The sequence below is a fragment of the Rhizobium sp. 32-5/1 genome (genome assembly GCF_029537235.1).
GTDB lineage: Bacteria > Pseudomonadota > Alphaproteobacteria > Rhizobiales > Rhizobiaceae > Pararhizobium.
In genome coordinates this window covers 4,253,879-4,269,414 of sequence record NZ_CP120638.1, presented here as the reverse complement: position 1 = coordinate 4,269,414, position 15,536 = coordinate 4,253,879, and the positions used below count along the sequence as shown (strand labels likewise).

Below are 15,536 nucleotides of genomic sequence, written 5' to 3'. Positions count from 1 at the left end.
GTTGCGCCCTTACCTTAAGCATCCACCCCGCCGCGCCACCCGATTTTCAGCGGTGTAGCGCGACAACACATTCCAAAAACTGCGCAACCGCCAAAGCCGCAGGCCGTTTCCTATCCATTTGAACCACAGGCTTTTATCGCCCGGGCAAACCCCTGTCCAGCCGGCAAAAGAAAACCGGCCGCCCCTTGCAAGGCAGCCGGTCGATTGAAACCTCAAAGCGAACTAAAAAGCCCTTACAAGGAACCGTCTTCCCCGTCGTCGCCAGCATCCGGCCCGCCGTTTTCGAGGAACTTCTCGGCAATCAGGCCGGCATTCTGGCGGAGCGCCAGCTCGATCTCGTTTGCCGTATCGGGGTTGTCACGCAGGAAGTTCTTGGAGTTTTCCCGGCCCTGTCCGAGACGCTGACTGTTATAGGAGAACCAGGCACCCGACTTCTCGACAATCCCGGCCTTGACGCCGAGATCCACCAATTCGCCGGTCTTCGAAACGCCTTCGCCATACATGATGTCGAATTCCACCTGCTTGAAGGAGGCGCCATCTTGTTCTTGACGACCTTGACGCGGGTCTGGTTGCCGACGACCTCGTCGCGCTCCTTGACGGCGCCGATCCGGCGGATGTCGAGACGCACCGAGGCATAGAATTTCAGCGCATTGCCGCCGGTCGTTGTTTCCGGCGAACCGAACATGACGCCGATCTTCATGCGAATCTGGTTGATGAAGATCACCATGCAGTTCGACTTGGAGATCGATGCTGTCAGCTTGCGCAACGCCTGGCTCATCAAACGCGCCTGGAGACCAGGAAGGCTGTCACCCATCTCACCTTCGATTTCAGCACGCGGCACAAGCGCTGCGACCGAATCGATGACGAGAACATCGAGCGCACCCGAACGCACCAGCGTATCGGTGATTTCAAGCGCCTGCTCGCCAGTATCCGGCTGCGAGATCAAGAGATTTTCGAGATCGACGCCGAGCTTGCGGGCATAGACCGGATCAAGCGCATGTTCGGCATCGACGAACCCGCAAATGCCGCCCTTCTTCTGGGCTTCGGCGATCGTCTGCAGGGCAAGCGTCGTCTTGCCGGAGCTTTCCGGACCATAGATTTCAACGATGCGCCCGCGTGGCAGGCCGCCGATGCCGAGCGCAATATCGAGCCCGAGCGAACCCGTCGAAACGGTTTCGACTTCAACGAGGGCGTCCTTTCCGCCGAGCTTCATGATCGAGCCCTTGCCGAACGCCCTTTCGATCTGGGAAAGTGCCGCGTCCAGTGCCTTGCTTTTGTCCACCGATTTTTCCTCTACGAGCCGCAAAGAGTTTTGTGCCATGTGATCCACCTTTAGGTTATTGAAGCTGTCGAGGCAATGAAGACGACGTAGAAGAGTTTGTACACTTTTTGTTCCTGTTTTGCAATAGGCATTCAAGTCTATGAATTATCTGCAATAAATAAGACTTGTTCTTTTTTTGTTCAAGGCATTTTTCGAGCTAGCGACAAGAACGGGAACGTGCAGTGCAGGCATCTGAATCGGTTCTTTGATTCGGCATGAAATGCGTGATGGAGAGGCAATGGCGGACGGAAAAATCTGTGTTTTCGGCGGGGCTCATATCGACCGGAGGGCTCGCATCAGCGGGGCTACGGCGCCGGGCGCAAGCAATCCGGGAACATGGTTTGAAGAGGCTGGCGGCGGCGGCTTCAATGCAGCCAGAACGCTTGCCCGTCTCGGTCACGACGTCCACATGGTCAGCGCCCGGGGTGGCGATGCGCAGGGCGATATGGTCGCGCAGGCGGCCGAAGCGGCGGGCGTCATCGATTGCCCTTTCACTTTCCTTGATCGCAAGACGCCAAGTTACACCGCCATCCTGGAGAATGACGGCAACCTCGTTATCGCGCTTGCCGACATGGATCTCTACCGGCTGTTTTCGCCGCGACGCCTGCGCCAGCGGGCCACCAGGGATTTGCTGGCCGGCAGCGATGTCGTGGTTGCCGATGCGAACCTGCCGGCGGAAACGATCGCAAGCCTCGTTGCTGTCGCATCCGAACAGGGCAAGATTGTCGCCGGTATCGCGATCTCGCCGGCCAAGGTGATCCGCTACGCCGGATGCCTCGGCGGCATGACGTTCCTCTTCATGAACCAGGCGGAAGCGCGCGCGCTCGCCGGTGGCGACGTTGAGGCACCGGAGGAATGGCCCGCCCGGCTTCAGGCGGCCGGCCTCAAAGGCGGCGTCGTCACCCGTGGTGGCGAGCCGGCGATCGCCTTTAAAGGCAGCCATGCGGTCAGCGTCGCGCCACCCACTCTCGATTCGCTCGGCGATGTCACCGGCGCCGGCGATGCCCTGGCAGCCGGCTTTCTATCGGCCTTCATCAAGGGCGAGAATCTAGGATCATGCCTGCGCCACGGCATTGCTGCTGCCGGCATCACCGTCGGCTCACCGCTGGCCGTTTCCGAAAAATGTCAACGGAAGCCGTTTCCGCGGCAATAAAGCTTGTGCCGCCGGCAAAAACACTGTCATGAACGCGCCGCCAAAAGCCGCAGAGGATATGCAATGACCAAGCCGTTTTCCCCGTTCCTGCCGATGGAATATTCTGAGGAAGTCGCTGCCGCCAAAGCACGCAACGCGCCGATCGTCGCGCTGGAATCAACGATTATCACCCACGGCATGCCTTACCCCGGCAATCTGGAGATGGCGCGCAGCGTCGAGGCGATCATTCGCGAGGAAGGCGCTGTTCCCGCCACCATCGCCGTGATCGACGGTATCCTGCATATCGGGCTCGATGATGCAAAGCTCGAGGCGTTGGCTAAAACCAGCGGCGCCATGAAGCTGTCGCGCGCCGATCTTGCCTTCGCGATTGCCGAGCGGCGCACAGGCGCAACGACAGTTGCGGCAACGATGATCGCCGCTTCGCGCGCCGGTATCCGGGTCTTTGCGACCGGCGGCATCGGCGGCGTGCATCGCAAGGCGGAAGAAACCTTCGATATCTCCGCCGATCTCGAAGAGCTGTCGCGCACCGGCGTTATTGTCGTCTGCGCGGGCGCCAAGGCGATCCTCGATATTCCAAAGACGCTGGAGGTGCTGGAAACCCGCGGCGTGCCCGTCGTTACCTATGACAGTGAGATTTTCCCGGCCTTCTGGTCGCGCGATTCGGGCCTGAAAAGCCCGCTGATGCTGAACAGTCCGGCGGCCATTGCCAATTTCCAGACGATGCGCAACCAACTCGGCGTCGATGGCGGCATGCTGGTGGCGAACCCCGTGCCGCAGGAAAGCGAGATCGCCCGGGAAGAGATGGAAATCTACATCACCCGCGCGCTCGACAATGCGATCCGCGATGAGATTTCCGGCAAGGCGGTCACACCCTACCTTCTCGACAGCATCTTCCGCATGACGGACGGCCGCAGCCTGGAAACCAACATTGCGCTGGTCGAGAACAATGCGCGGCTCGCCGCGGAAATTGCCGTCGCGCTGACCTGAAAACGCAGCCTCTCGCCGGGCAGCCTCGAATGATCGGAATGGAGCGCCACGAAAGATTGGCGCTTTCGTTCCGGTCAGCCGGCGATCGCCGTCTTTGTGTCGAGAAGATCGAGCGTCTGGGCGGCGTGCATCGGACGGCCGAAGTAAAAGCCCTGCATGATCGAGCACCCGAGCCGGCGTAGAATGGTCACCTGCTCCAGCGTTTCCATGCCTTCGACCACGCAGACGCAGCCGATGTTTCGACAGAGGTCGACGATGGTCTTGACGATGTTCTGGCTAAGCCCGTCCGTTCCGATGTCGGTAATGAAGCTGCGGTCGATCTTGATCTTGCGCAGCGGCAGACGATGCACGTAGCCGAGGCTCGAATGCCCCGTTCCAAAATCGTCGAGTGCAATGCCGATGCCGCGCTCGATCAAAAGATTGAGATTACAGCGTGCCACTTCGAAATTGGTCATAACAGAGGTTTCCGTCACCTCGACATCAAGAAAATGAGGATCAAAGCCGCTCTCCTCCAGAACGGCAAGCAGCGTCTCCAGCGTCGGCCGGGCGACGATATCGCGGGCCGAAAGGTTGAAGGACAAGCGCGTCCCCCGCGGCCACTGAACCGCGGTCTGCAGTGCCTTGGTGAAGAGAATGGCCGTCATCCGACCCATCATGCCGCTTCGTTCAGCCGAGCGGATGAAGACATCGGGTGACACCCTGCCCAGCATAGCATTGTCCCAGCGCGCCAAGGCTTCGAAGCCAAGCACCTGCTGCGTGTCCGTATCGATAAACGGCTGAAACAGAATATGCAGTTCGCGCGCGAGATCGGCACTCTTCAATTCCTGATCGACGCGGCTCTGATGCATGATTTCACGCTCATGCTCCTGCGAAAAGACAACGGTGCCGCCCCGGGCATGCTGCTTGGCGTGGTACAGGGCAAAGTCCGCCTGCTCGAACAGATGCGCGGCATTGTCGCCCGCCGTTGGAAACTGAGCAAAACCCAGAGAACCAGAAACCTTCGCCGTTATGCCGTTCAGATGGTACGGCCTTTGAAGTTCGGTGCAGACGGCGTCGCCCAGTTGTGCGAGTGCCTTCTCGTCCAGGTCACCCTCGACAATCAATCCAAATTCATCACCGCCCAGTCGCGCGGCAAAGATATGCTCGCTGGTAAATTGACCAAGCCGCCGCGCCGCCGCCATAAGCAGCCTGTCGCCCACGGCGTGGCCGAAAGCATCGTTCACGGGCTTGAAACCATCGAGGTCGATAATGCCGACGGCAAGCGGGCGCTTTTGGCGCGTTGCAGCTGCAAGCCGGGTGTCCAGTTCGAACTGAAAGCTGCGGCGATTGGGTAAGTCCGTCAGACTGTCGAGATTGGCAAGCCGACGGTTTTCGTCGCTGAGCGACTGTGTTTCCTTCTGTTTGGCAATCAACGCTTTTTGCGAACCGATCAAATCGTTGAAATCACGGTACTGGCTAAAGAGAATATAGACCATGGCTCCCACAACGAGCATCATGTTGAGGGCGATTGCGACAAACACGGCATTTCCGGTCGTCGCAAAAAACAGAGTGAACGGCACAAGCACGACGGCGGTAAGAACCAATGCAGCGGCGCGCACATGCATCAGGCAAAAGATGCAGCCGATGACGGTATTGGCCATATAGAAGGCCACGTGTCCCTTTGCATAGGCGCCACCATAGGGAAACAGCGCCAGCGCCCAGGCCGTGAAGCAAAACCCGAGGACGCCCGCCAGATAGATTGTTCCCTGCAATTGCCGCACGGCCTTTTCATGCGGCACCACCCGTCGGCGGGTCCGCCACCAGAACCAGATACGGACGAGGCAGCCCACGTAAAGAATGCAGGGCAGATAGAAACTCAGAAGAAGTGGCGCGCTGTTGTAGTGGGTCAGCGAAAGCGCGATCGTATTGGTCAGGAGCGTGAAGTAAAGGAGGGGTACCTGCTTCGAGAATGCCGCAAGCTGCGCTTGGATCAACTCTGGATTTTTGGCATCAACAGCCAAAAAAGCACGCATCTTCTGCAACATTCTCGCCTCCACGCAACCCGTGCAATCCTCGGCGAAAAAGATGAAGTTTTGCTAAAATATCCTTGATTAAAAGCTTGGTACGCATTTTGGAACGCCGAAATATACTTCGGCGCCCCCAAATTCGGTTACCAAAACCGCAATATTGAAAAGAGAACGCCAAATTTTTGTGCACATTACACGGCAACCACACGGGCTGGTTGGCTTGTCGCATCGTCTTGGTGACAGAATCGACCGCCACGACCGCCCCGTTGCAGAAGGTGTCTATGTTGCTTTGCGACGGAACTGTAATCTTGATGAAATATTAGCCGGTTAGCTTGAGTTGTGATCAATATTAAAAAGCTGTGCGGCGATTCCTTGAGGCTTGAAACCCCGCCTTCATGGGTCTATACACCGCCGACATGAGATGTTCTTCAGGAGAATCGCGTTGAGTGAGAAGATCGATCTTGGTGCCTTCGTCCTTTCAGAGGACGAAGAATTCATGAATGCAAGCCAGCGTGCGTATTTCCGCGCAAAATTGAATGCCTGGAAAAACGATATCCTTCGGGAAGCGCGCGAAACGCTCGGCCATCTGGCTGAAGAAAGCGCCAATCATCCGGATCTTGCAGACAGAGCCTCATCGGAAACCGATCGTGCCATCGAGTTGCGGGCACGTGACCGCCAGCGCAAGCTAATTTCAAAAATTGATGCGGCGCTTCAAAGGCTTGATGAAGGCACATATGGCTATTGCGAAGAGACCGGCGAACCAATTGGCCTGAAGCGGCTGGATGCGCGGCCGATCGCCACCTTGTCCATCGAGGCACAGGAGCGGCATGAACGCCGCGAAAAGGTCTATCGCGACGAATAATCGACAGTCATTTGTCAAATTAAACGGCGCGGCTTGTCTGCGCCGTTTCTCGTTTACGATGAGAGTACTTCACCGCTCCCCTACACATGCCGCGTCAAGGCTTGCGGTTGTCGGCGATTTCCCCCAGCATGCGGTTCATTTCCTCTTCCAGCGATGGCTCTTGCCGTCCGGGCGACGCCATATCCAGCTTCGGCTCCTGGCGTCTCGAGACGGCTGGCCGCACGCCCTGTTCGGGACGGGCAGCGGATTCAGGTGTCAATTGCTGCAGATTTCCGCTGATTTCGGCATCGAGAAAGCTTTCGAAATCTGAGAGCGGTTTCTGCACAGTCTGCTGTGGGATCGTTGCCGCGGTTGCTTGCACGGGACGGTCCTGAACCGGAACTGGCACTGATCCGCCCGTGACAAGCACGCGGTTTCTCGCCGCCTCCAGAATATCCTCAGGTGCCTTGCTTGCGGGAAAAGGCGTTTCCGCTGCACTGACACCGCCCGACGGTTCCCGCAAGAGGACCGGCTGCGACGGCAACCGCTCGACTGTCGCCGGACGCGATGACGCCGCTTCGTCACGAATTCTCCCCTGCGCTGGCGTGACCGTCTGCCGGGGCTGATCTGCCGGCTTAGCCGAATCTTCCCCGTAGAGGACATTGGCCATCGCCGAAACCGGCGCTGCTTTTGTCTCAGGGACAGGCTGGTTTTGCGCAGGCTGCACGACCCTGCGCTCGACCGCCTGCTGCGGCAAAACCGGATCCGGCGTCACAGGAGCGGACGCTCGCTGCGGCGGGATGCGGCTCTCTATAACGATATCCGTTGGACCACCGATCATGATCAGATGCTCGACATCGTCGCGTCGCACCAGAACCAGCCGGCGGCGGGTATCGACGGCCGCGGCATCGAGAACAGCAAGACGGGGCTGGCGGTTCTTGCCACCACGGATGAAGGGAGACGACGGCCGGTTTCGGATAAACCAGAAGACGCCGACGAGGCACAAAAGCGCCAACGCCACGACGAGCGATGCGACGATAAACTTCGCGCCGTTCGTTCCTAGCATCTCTTCGATCATCGTGCGTACTCCGTTTCAATTCCAAGCATACCGCTATTTGACGGCTTTTTCGGGCCTGTTCAACCCTGACCCTGGGCATTGTCCAAGACAGAATCATTGATGCGGTTTTTAATCAGCTGATTAAGACGATATCGCGGGAAACGAACATTCCTTGTGAATTGATCCTGTCTGCGTCCAAGCAAGTGCTTTTTGCTTTTGCCATGCGCTGTTAAAGATGATTCTTGCCTGATGTTCGGCGGGGCCTACCCTTACGAAGCCGGGACAGGTGGAAACACCCGTCAGCGGATCAGGTTTGTCGACTAGGCGCCCGGCCATTCCGGAACGGCCCTACCGGCGATCAACGAGGCGTGTATGACGAAATTGCGGCAGTCCGGGGACTATCATATGCCGATCGTGGACCGGGGCACACGTCCCGGCACGGTGCTGCGAATTATTCTTCTCGCCATCGTCCTGATCGTTTCGGCCGCGGCCTTCGTCGTATTCAAGAATGAGCTGGAAAACGAGATCGTGCTCGGCATTCTTGGCGTTCTTGCCATGGTCGGCATTTTCTTTCTTGTCTCGTCGATCATCGGCTTCATCGAGGTCATGCCGCAGTCGCGCCCCGATGAACTGGCCCGCGCATTCCTTGATGCCCACGAGGACGGCACGCTGGTCACCGACCGCAAAGGCCGGATCATCTATGCCAATGCTGCATACGGGGCGCTGACAGGTGCGACCAAAGCCACCGAAATCCAATCGCTTGAAACCATGCTGTCACGCAATCGCGAAGCGACGGAAGCGATCTACCGCTTGACCAACGGCCTGCACGAAGGCAAAGCCGGACATGAGGAGTTCCGCCTCCTAAAGCCGCTCAGCCCGGTCGGTGGCTCTGCCGGTTCCGGCGCACACTGGTTTCGCCTCAAGGCCCGCGTGCTGCCGCTGGAAGATGGCCAGCGCAACCCGCTCTATATCTGGCAAATCTCCGACATCACGTCCGAGCGCGACGATCAGGAGCGGTTCTTCAAGGAACTGCAGAACGCCATCGACTATCTTGATCACGCGCCGGCCGGCTTCTTCTCGGCCGGAAAGAAGGGCGAGATCTTTTATATCAACGCCACGCTGGCCGACTGGCTCGGGCTTGACCTCACCAAATTCCAGCCGGGCTCGATGAGCATTGCCGATCTGGTGGCCGGTGAAGGCTTGGCACTGGTGCAGTCCGTGCAGGCCGAACCGGGGCTGAAGAAGACCAAGGTTCTCGATCTCGACCTGCGCAAGGCGAACGGCCAGAGCCTCGCGGTCCGGCTGGTGCATCGCGTCTCGTCCAATCGCGACGGTGCGCCTGGTGAAAGCCGTACCATTGTCCTGTCGCGCGCAGGCGACGACGAAAGCGACCAGTCCGCCTCGATCGCCGCCATGCGCTTTACCCGCTTCTTCAACAACACGCCGATGGCCATCGCATCCGTCGATGGAGCCGGCCGGATCCTGCGAACCAACGCGCCCTTCCTCAAACTGTTCTCCGCCGTCGTCTCGCGCGACGACATGGAGCATGGGGCTTTTCTCGAGACCGTCGTGCATGAACCCGACCGGGCCCGCCTGCGGGACGCGCTCGACGCGGCGAAAGACCGGCAGAGCGACATCGCACCGATTGATTCTCTGCATCCGAAGGACGAGACGCGGCATTTCCGCTTCTATGTGAATGCGGTCATCGACCAGAGTGACCAGGCGCCGGAAGAGGCAGCCATCGTCTATGCGGTGGAAATCACCGAGCAGAAGGCGCTCGAAACGCAGATGGCGCAGACGCAGAAGATGAACGCGGTCGGGACGCTTGCCGGTGGCATCGCCCACGACTTCAACAACGTTCTGACCGCCATCCTCCTGTCGTCAGACCATCTTCTGCTTTCAGCGCGCCCTTCGGACGCCAGCTTTGCGGATCTGATGGAGATCAAACGCAATGCCAACCGTGCCGCCGTGCTGGTGCGGCAATTGCTCGCCTTCTCGCGCAAGCAGACGATGCGCCCGACCGTGCTCAACATGACCGACGTCGTCGGCGACCTGCGCATGCTCGTCGACCGGATGACCGGCACCAACGTCAAGCTCGAAGTGGATTATGGCCGCGACCTCTGGCCGGTGCGCACCGATCTCGGACAGTTTGAGCAGGTTGTCCTCAACCTCGCCGTCAATGCCCGCGACGCCATGCCGGATGGCGGTGTCATTACCTTGCGCACACGCAATCTTCCGGCGATCGAAGCTGCCGCTCTTAACCGTCGCGACCTGCCGGAAGATGATTATGTGATGATCGAGGTGTCCGACCAGGGCACAGGAATTCCGGCTGAGATCATAGACAAGATTTTCGAGCCTTTCTTCACGACCAAGGAAGTCGGCAAGGGCACCGGTCTCGGCCTGTCCATGGTCTACGGCATCATCAAGCAGTCGGGCGGTTACATCTATCCCGAATCCGAGATGGGCAAGGGAACGACATTCCGCATCCTTCTGCCGCGCTATGTCGAAGAAGTCGTGATGGATGCCTCCGGTAACGTCATCACGGAGGCAGCGCCTGTGCTGGGAACGGCAAAGCCCGCAAAACTAGAAGAACCAACCGATCTCACCGGCGATTCCGCCGTCGTTCTGCTTGTCGAGGACGAGGAGGCCGTCCGCCGCGGCGGCAAGCGCATGCTGGAAACGCGTGGTTATACCGTGCACGAAGCCGGATCTGGCGTCGAGGCGCTGGAGATCATCGAGGAATTTGGCGACACGATCGACATCGTCGTCTCCGATGTCGTCATGCCGGAGATGGACGGACCGACGCTGCTGCGCGAACTGCGCAAGATTCATCCCGACATGAAGTTCATCTTCGTTTCGGGCTATGCCGAGGATGCCTTTGCAAAGAATCTTCCGGCCGATGCGAAGTTCGGTTTTCTGCCAAAACCGTTCTCTCTCAAGCAACTGGCCGTCGCCGTTCGCGAAATGCTGGATTCCTGAGCGCATATCAAGGACTTTGCATCGGTAAGCGGCTTGATCTTTCGCAGTCCGCGGATGACAAACGATTGGTGATCGCCGCGCTCGGCGCCACTACCCCGCTGTTTCGGAAATGACGCCATGCCACTTGCTGCCTCCCCGACATTCCGCCTCTATCTCATGCGGCACGCACAGGCCGGCTGGGCGCTGCCGGGCCAGAAGGATTTCGATCGCACGCTGGATGATACTGGCTATGCGCAGGCGGAAATCATCGCCGATATGGCCGCCGATTGCGGCTACAGGCCGGACAAGGTTCTCTGCTCGACGGCAGAACGATGCCGGGAAACGACAGAAGCGCTCCGCCGCGCCATGGGGAAGAACTCGATATCGAGTTCAGCGACGCGCTTTATGCCGGTCCGTCGTCGGTCTACACGGATGTCGTCGAAGCCTGGCAGGAACCGCAGGCCCTGATGCTTGTGGGGCACAATCCGATGATCGAGGAACTGGTGCGGGCTTTGCTCGGCGAAAGCGGTACCGCTGCCGCAATTCCGACGGGCTACCCTTGCGCCGGTCTCGCCGTGATCGACATCGACCGCAGCCCTTCGGCGCGGGCGTCAGTGCCCGGACGGCTGGTCACCTTCCTTACCCCATAACGGCAGCGAGGCTCGCCAATCCTCTGCCGACTTCTTTTTCGGTCGCCTTGCCGTCCTATATCGCAGGTGAGCGCGCCGTAGGACAATCGGACGCCGACATCCGCCCTAAGAAGACCTCTCATCTGGGAACAGTGCCCGTTGCCGCCAATCCTCACCAGCCTTACAGACGACGCCCGCATCGCCTTCGACAACCTGTCAGACCGGGCCTCCGGCTTCGTCAATCCGACGCTGAGGCTGGGCGTCACTGGTCTTTCGCGCGCCGGCAAGACGGTCTTCATCTCCTCGCTGGTGCACAATCTGCTTAATGGCGGTCGCCTGCCGGTCTTTGAATCGGTCCGGTCGGGCCGCGTCTCGAAAATCCGGCTGGAGCCGCAGCCGGACGATGCCGTGCCGCGCTTCCAGTATGAGGATCATGTGACCGCACTGGTCCGAGACCGCATCTGGCCGGATTCCACGCGGGCCATTTCGCAGCTGCGCATCACGCTCGATTATGAAAGCGCCAGCGGCTGGAACAGGCTGTTTTCGCCGGGACGGCTGTCGATCGATATCGTCGATTATCCCGGCGAATGGCTGCTCGACCTGCCTTTGCTCGCCCAAGATTTCCGCACCTTCAGCAATAACACCGCCGAGCGGGCGCGGCGCGGCGTACGCGCGGAACTCGCATCCGAATGGATGGTGCTGGCCCAAGCGGTGAAGATCGAAGGGCCTGCTGACGAAGGCGATGCGCGCCGCCTGGCGGAGGCCTTCACGGCCTATCTGAAGGCCTGCAAGTCCGACGAGCGCTCGCTCTCCACCCTGCCCCCGGGCGCTTCCTGATGCCCGGCGATCTCGAGGGATCGCCAGCCCTCACCTTCTCGCCGCTCGTTGACCTTCCGCAAGGCCGGGCGCAAAAGGCTCGCTTTGGGCAATGATGGAGCGGCGCTACGAGGCCTACAAAACCCATGTGGTCAAACCGTTCTTCCGCGAGCATTTTGCCCGGCTGGACCGGCAGATCGTGCTGGTCGATGCCCTGCAGGCGATCAATCGCGGGCCGGAATCGCTGCTCGATCTGGAGGGGGCGCTGGCCGACGTGCTCGCCTGTTTCCAGTCGGGAACCAATTCCTTCCTGTCCTCCTTCCTGACGCGGCGAATCGACAAGGTGCTGATTGCCGCCACCAAAGCCGACCACCTGCACCACGAAAGCCACGACCGCCTGGAAAGGATCACCCACCGCCTTGTCTCCCGTGCGATCGAGCGGATCGGCATGAGCGGCGCCGGCATCGAGGTCATGGCTCTTGCTTCCGTCCGGGCGACGCGCGAGGCGACCGTCAATCACGATGGTCACGCGCTTCCGGTCATCGTCGGCACGCCCATCGGAGGCGAGAAAATCAACGGCGAGACCTTCGACGGCAACAGGAAAACAGCCATATTTCCCGGTGACTTGCCGGAGAATCCGGACTCACTTTTTGAAGACCTTGATTCAAAACCAGAGGAGAGCCTCGTCCCCGAACTCAGCTTTGTTCGGTTCCGGCCACCCCATATCGAGGAGACCGGCGGTGGATTGAAACTGTCGGTGCCGCACATCCGGCTCGACCGGGCGATGCAATTCCTGTTTGGAGACCGGCTGGCATGACCGACACACCCAACATCCCGCGGCGGAAGCCCGCCTCCTTTACCCTCGACAGCACCCCGGCCGCACAGCCCGAGAAGAACCGCCGGGCGCCCGGCAGTTTCGACGACAACATCGTCATGACATCAGATGCGCAGGATCCGTTCATCGAAACCACGGCAGCCTTGTCGTCGGTTCCGGTGCCTGAAGCCGTGCCGCGCAGACGCCGGTTTTCCTTCGCGCGGGTCGCCGCCGGTGCCTTCGGGCTTCTCGTCTCGCTCGCTGTCGGACTTTGGGTCGACAGCCTGATCCGTGATCTCTTCACCCGGGCCGACTGGCTTGGATATCTCGCCATCGCGCTTGCGGCGATCGGCATTCTCGCCTTTCTCGTCGTCGTCGCACGAGAGCTTGCCGGCATCATGCAGCTGAACGCCGTTCAGGCGTTGAAGGAGGAAGCGGTCGCGGCTGGCCTTTCATCCTCGGCCAAGCCGGCCCGCAAGGTCACGGACCATCTCGTCGGCCTTCTGGCCGACAAGCCCCAGACGGCACGCGGGCGGACGCGACTGAAGGAGACCGAGGGCGAGATCATCGATGGCCCGTACCTCCTGGAACTCACGGAGCGCGAGCTTCTGATGCCGCTCGATCGCGAGGCCCGGGCCATCATCCTCAATGCTTCCAAACGCGTCTCGATCGTCACCGCCGTCAGCCCGCGGGCTCTGGTCGATCTCGGCTATGTTATCTACAGAATCGGCCCGGATGATCCGTGCCATGGCCGAACTTTACGGCGGCCGGCCTGGCACTTTCGGCATGATGCGGCTGATGCGCGACGTCATCGCCCATCTCGCCGTCACCGGCTCGATCGCCGTAGGCGACAGCCTGATCCAGCAGGTCTTGGGGCACGGTTTGGCGTCCAAGCTGTCTGCTCGGCTTGGAGAGGGCGTGATCAACGGCCTGATGACCGCTCGCATCGGCATTGCGGCCATGGACCTCTGCCGGCCCATGCCGTTCCGCGCACTGAAACGCCCGGGTATCGGCGATTTCATAGGCGATCTGACACCCGGCATGTCGGGGAAAAGCGGCCCCGGCGACGACGTGGCTTAGTTGGCTAAATTCCAGCGTACCATTCATAGCCGAGGTCTTCCCAGAAGCCGCCCTTGCCGCGACCGAACGGCTCAAGCGTCGAGACGACCTCGATCGACTTGATGTATTTCGCCATCTTGTAGCCGAGTTGCCGCTCGATGCGGACGCGCAGCGGAGCGCCATTGGCGACCGGCAGCGGCTGGTCGTTGCAGCCATAGGCGACAATGGTCTGCGGATGCCGGGCATCGATCAGGTCGATCGATTCGTAATAGGGAACCGCACCCGACAGACCGAGATTCATGCTGTCGAAACAGTGGAAGACGACGAAACGCGCTTCAGGCTTGACCTTGGCCTCGTCCAGCACGCGAGCAAGCGGCACACCGGACCATTTGGCAATGCAGCTCCAGCCTTCGACGCAGTCATGCCGGGTGATCTGGGTGCGGGCCGGCATGTTGCGCAATTCGTTGAGGCTGAAACTGACAGGCTTTTCGACAAGGCCCGTCACCTGCAGACGATAGTCCGAAAACGCCCGGCCCTGCAGCGTTAGATAGTCCGCATCGGTCGGGTCGGTCGACCCGTTCGGACGTTGCCCTTGCCGCACCTCGCTTGCCGCAAATTCGGGCGCAAGCTGGTCAGCACCGATCAGCACGCGCTGGACGCGGTATGTGAGCGTATTGGCCGATGCCATGAAACCGCGAACCGGACTCTGCCCCGATAGATAACCGTCGAGGCCATCGCATCCGGAAAGAGGCACAGCGGCGGCGGCGACACCGGCAACAGTGAGGAACCGGCGGCGATTGACGAGAAAACGGCTCATCGGTGTTCCTCCTTTTCCGACGTCTGCGGATTGATGCGATATCGGCCCGTGATGATCGAGCGCATCTCGTTCAGCGGTCCGGCGGCCAGCACCATGACGATGTGGATGACAAAGAACCCGACCAGCAGCGTCATGCAGACGAAATGCAAAGTCCGCGCCGTCTGCCGCCCACCGAAAACATCAAGCAGCCAGGGCCAGGCGGCATTCATGCCCGGCGACATGGTCAACCCCGTGAGAATGATCCCCGGAAAGATGACCAGCAGCACGCCGGCATAGGCGAATTTCTGCAAGCCGTTATATTTGCCGTCATGGTGGAAACGGAAGCGCAGATGATCGGCGATGCTTTTCGGCAAGGCCTTTACATCCGCTAGCGACGGCAGGATGTCGCGACGGAGATGACCGTTGATCAAGCTGGAAGCCAGCCAGACGAGAAAGGCCGCCACGAAAAACCAGGCGAAGAAGAAGTGGATGACCCGGCCGGTCGACAGATCCTGGTAGGACGGCAGCGTCGCCCAGGTAGGGAATCCGCGAAACGAAGGATTTTCAGTCGCACCGCTCATGCCGAGCACACCGGTCGTCGTGAAGCTCCTGCCAAGGATGGTGGTGACGCCCTTCGGCACTCCGTCATCGCCCCTGATAGCACCGATCTTGAGGATCGCATTGTCGAATTCGAAGCCCGACTGCTGCCCGATGTAGAGCGAGGGGTGCGCGTTGAAAATCTGCAGGCCGCTCAGCAACAGAAAGAACAGCGCGATCGCCCAGGTCCAGTGCGTCAGGCGTGTGGCAAGCCCATGCCGGCGAATCACTCGTCCCGATTCCGGCGGCTCTAAGGGAGCCTCTCCGATCTCATCCACTACCGTCATTTCTCCGGCCTCCTGTTACACAAAATCTACGTACCAAACCTTGAGAGGGTTTCAAAAGCACGTCGCCTCACCGACGCACACAGAAGAGTGAAGGCGCCGGAAAGCAGTCACGAGACGGACACTTGGCGGGTGATCCGATAGCCGGGATTGAAACATATCGTGAGGCCAATTCTTATCGCGCCAAAGCCCGAAGAAACAGTCCATTAACCATTTAA

Annotated in this window: 7 protein-coding genes and 5 pseudogenes; 7 read left to right on the top strand and 5 right to left on the bottom strand. The window is 59.9% G+C overall.

Annotation, left to right across the window (positions count from 1 at the left end; translation table 11 throughout):
* Positions 1-233: 233 nt before the first annotated feature.
* Positions 234-1,321: pseudogene (gene recA / locus P6U16_RS21370) on the bottom strand (recombinase RecA).
* A gap of 238 nt (positions 1,322-1,559) precedes the next feature.
* Here recA and P6U16_RS21365 point away from each other — a divergent pair.
* Together P6U16_RS21365 and P6U16_RS21360 are read left to right on the top strand one after the other, a co-directional pair.
* A pseudogene (locus P6U16_RS21365) lies at positions 1,560-2,506 on the top strand (carbohydrate kinase family protein).
* Positions 2,507-2,537: 31 nt separating this feature from the next.
* A complete protein-coding gene (locus tag P6U16_RS21360; protein ID WP_277702121.1) occupies positions 2,538-3,461 on the top strand; it encodes a pseudouridine-5'-phosphate glycosidase in 924 nt (307 codons plus the stop codon).
* A gap of 74 nt (positions 3,462-3,535) precedes the next feature.
* Here P6U16_RS21360 and P6U16_RS21355 read toward each other — a convergent pair whose 3' ends face one another.
* Positions 3,536-5,485 (bottom strand): EAL domain-containing protein, encoded by a 1,950-nt coding sequence (locus P6U16_RS21355; protein WP_277702120.1) that lies wholly within the window; start codon positions 5,483-5,485, stop codon positions 3,536-3,538.
* 424 nt (positions 5,486-5,909) lie between these two features.
* Between P6U16_RS21355 and dksA the strand changes: the two genes are divergently transcribed.
* Positions 5,910-6,329: an RNA polymerase-binding protein DksA gene (dksA, locus tag P6U16_RS21350; RefSeq protein WP_277702119.1), complete on the top strand. Its 420-nt coding sequence runs from the start codon at positions 5,910-5,912 to the stop codon at positions 6,327-6,329.
* 94 nt (positions 6,330-6,423) lie between these two features.
* On the opposite strand, the gene P6U16_RS21345 is transcribed toward dksA, so the two are convergent.
* Positions 6,424-7,386, bottom strand: a complete 963-nt coding sequence (locus tag P6U16_RS21345; RefSeq protein ID WP_277702118.1) for a flagellar biosynthetic protein FliO — start codon at positions 7,384-7,386, stop codon at positions 6,424-6,426.
* 351 nt (positions 7,387-7,737) lie between these two features.
* Here P6U16_RS21345 and P6U16_RS21340 point away from each other — a divergent pair, with 351 nt between their 5' ends.
* The 4 genes and pseudogenes from P6U16_RS21340 (at position 7,738) to P6U16_RS21325 (ending at position 13,662) form a co-directional block, all read left to right on the top strand.
* Positions 7,738-10,344: a response regulator gene (locus P6U16_RS21340; RefSeq protein WP_277702117.1), complete on the top strand. Its 2,607-nt coding sequence runs from the start codon at positions 7,738-7,740 to the stop codon at positions 10,342-10,344.
* Positions 10,345-10,461: 117 nt separating this feature from the next.
* A pseudogene (locus P6U16_RS21335) lies at positions 10,462-10,973 on the top strand (histidine phosphatase family protein).
* A 138-nt stretch (positions 10,974-11,111) separates the two neighbouring features.
* A pseudogene (locus tag P6U16_RS21330) lies at positions 11,112-12,585 on the top strand (YcjX family protein).
* Positions 12,582-13,662 (top strand): annotated as a pseudogene (locus tag P6U16_RS21325) (TIGR01620 family protein). Before P6U16_RS21330 ends, P6U16_RS21325 begins: the two co-directional pseudogenes overlap by 4 nt.
* Before the next feature lie 4 nt (positions 13,663-13,666).
* Here the strand turns inward: P6U16_RS21325 and P6U16_RS21320 are convergent.
* A complete protein-coding gene (locus tag P6U16_RS21320; RefSeq protein WP_277702116.1) occupies positions 13,667-14,458 on the bottom strand; it encodes a molybdopterin-binding protein in 792 nt (263 codons plus the stop codon).
* Complete coding sequence (locus P6U16_RS21315; RefSeq protein WP_277702115.1) at positions 14,455-15,321, bottom strand: cytochrome b/b6 domain-containing protein; 867 nt, start codon at positions 15,319-15,321, stop codon at positions 14,455-14,457. Before P6U16_RS21315 ends, P6U16_RS21320 begins: the two co-directional genes overlap by 4 nt.
* Between the last annotated feature and the right edge of the window lie 215 nt (positions 15,322-15,536).